The 1,627-nt window shown below is 75.0% G+C and carries 2 protein-coding genes; one reads left to right on the forward strand and one right to left on the reverse strand.

Going from position 1 to position 1,627, the window contains the following annotated elements:
- On the reverse strand, window positions 1–1,152 hold a 1,152-nt coding region (locus tag AB8Z36_RS40390), incomplete at its 3' end, for a cell division protein PerM (protein WP_369218329.1).
- A 150-nt stretch (window positions 1,153–1,302) separates the two neighbouring features.
- Between AB8Z36_RS40390 and AB8Z36_RS40395 the strand changes: the two genes are divergently transcribed.
- Window positions 1,303–1,627: helix-turn-helix transcriptional regulator (locus AB8Z36_RS40395; RefSeq protein WP_369218330.1), on the forward strand; the 325-nt coding region annotated here is incomplete at its 3' end.

Raw genomic sequence — 1,627 nt, forward strand, 5'->3', positions numbered from 1 at the left:
GCCCATCGGCGCGCCCGCCAGCGCCGCGAGTACCGCCACGGCCGCCCCGCACAACGCCGCCGACACCGCGGCCCCCGCGGCGGTACGCCCCGCCGACCACGCCTCGGAACGCTCCCCGAAGGCGGGCGCCGCCGCCTGCACGGTGGCCGCGAGCACCGCCGCGTCGAGCGGCACCCCGGGCCCCGCCGCGGGCACCGCCTCAAGCAGCGGGAACGGCGGCAGCAGCGGAGCCTCCGCCACCCCGCGGGGCGCCACGACGGTGCCCGTACCGAGGTCGAAACCGGGCCCGAGGGCGTAGGCCGCGCCCCAGACCGCCGCGTTGGGCACCAGCGCCAGAGCCAGCAGGATCACCGCCACCCGCCCCGACCACACGCCCGTGATCTGGCCGAACGATGCCTGAACCGCACCGTGGTGCAGTACGAGGGACACCGCGACGAGCAGCGCACCCCCGCCGACCAGCGTCAACGCCCCCGCCGCCGCGGCCCGCACCACGGCGAGCGCCCTGCGCCGCACGAAGAACCCCCGTACGACGTAGGGCCGCACGCGCGCGGGCAGCACGTTCAGGGCGGGCCGCGCGGAGACCGGCAGGGGGCCGCGCGGGCGCCCGTGCGCGGCCCACACCCCGAACCCGGCGGCGCCCGCCACCAGCAGCGGCACCCGCACCACCGCCCCGAACCAGTCGGGCCGCGGCTCGCCGCCCGACGCGTACACCAGCGCGCAGAGAGCGACGAGGAGGTACCCCGTCACCACCCCGCACCACGCCGTCCGCGCGGGATGGGCCCGCCCCTCGGGAGCCGCCGCGTCCCGCGCCGCCCGATGCACGAGCCAGCCCGGCAGGGCGACGAGGAGCAGCGGGGTGAGCCCGACCGGCGCGGGCACCCCCGAGAGGGTGTCCGCCCTGATCAGCTCGGTCCCATGGGCCAGCAGCCAGAGGCTCGCCACGACGCGCAGCACCCCGCCGGGCCCGCTGTCCGGATACGGCGAGCCGATCCACAGCACCATCACGAGAACGGCGAGCGCGCCGAGACCGAGGCACGCGGCGACGGCCCCGCCCGCCATACAGGTGGCCAGGGCGGGCGAACGGTCCCGCAACCGTTCGCGCTCCAGTTTCACCGGCGGCGACGAGACGCTGTGATCGGTCGTTTGGGTCACCCGGCCATGCTGCCAACGACACGCGCTTTCTCCGCGTAACAGGCGAATATCGGATGTGTCGCCCAATATACGTTTATGTAATTATTCGTACTGCGGACGGCCCTGCCCGGCAGTCCGTGGTGCGTCGGCCCACGCTGCGGAGAGTCCGACATGACCCAGAGCCCTGCCACGTCTCTGCCGTCCCCCAAGGAACGACGCAGGCTGCGCGAGGCGGAGTCGCTGACCCAGTCCGAGCTCGCCACGGCGCTCGGCGTCGCACGCGAAACGGTCCGCTCCTGGGAGTCCGGCCGCACTGACCCCGAGGGGCCCGAGGGCGCGGCCTACGCGAGATTCCTGAGCACCCTGACCATCGAAGAGCCACCGAAGCCGCCATCGGGGCAGCCGTCGAAGCGACCATCGGGGCGGCCATCGAGACAGCCGTCGGGACAGCCATCGAAGCCGTCRGACCAGTCGCCCACGTCGCACCCCCCGACCT

This window comes from Streptomyces flavofungini, assembly GCF_041028215.1.
GTDB classification, from domain to species: domain Bacteria; phylum Actinomycetota; class Actinomycetes; order Streptomycetales; family Streptomycetaceae; genus Streptomyces; species Streptomyces flavofungini_B.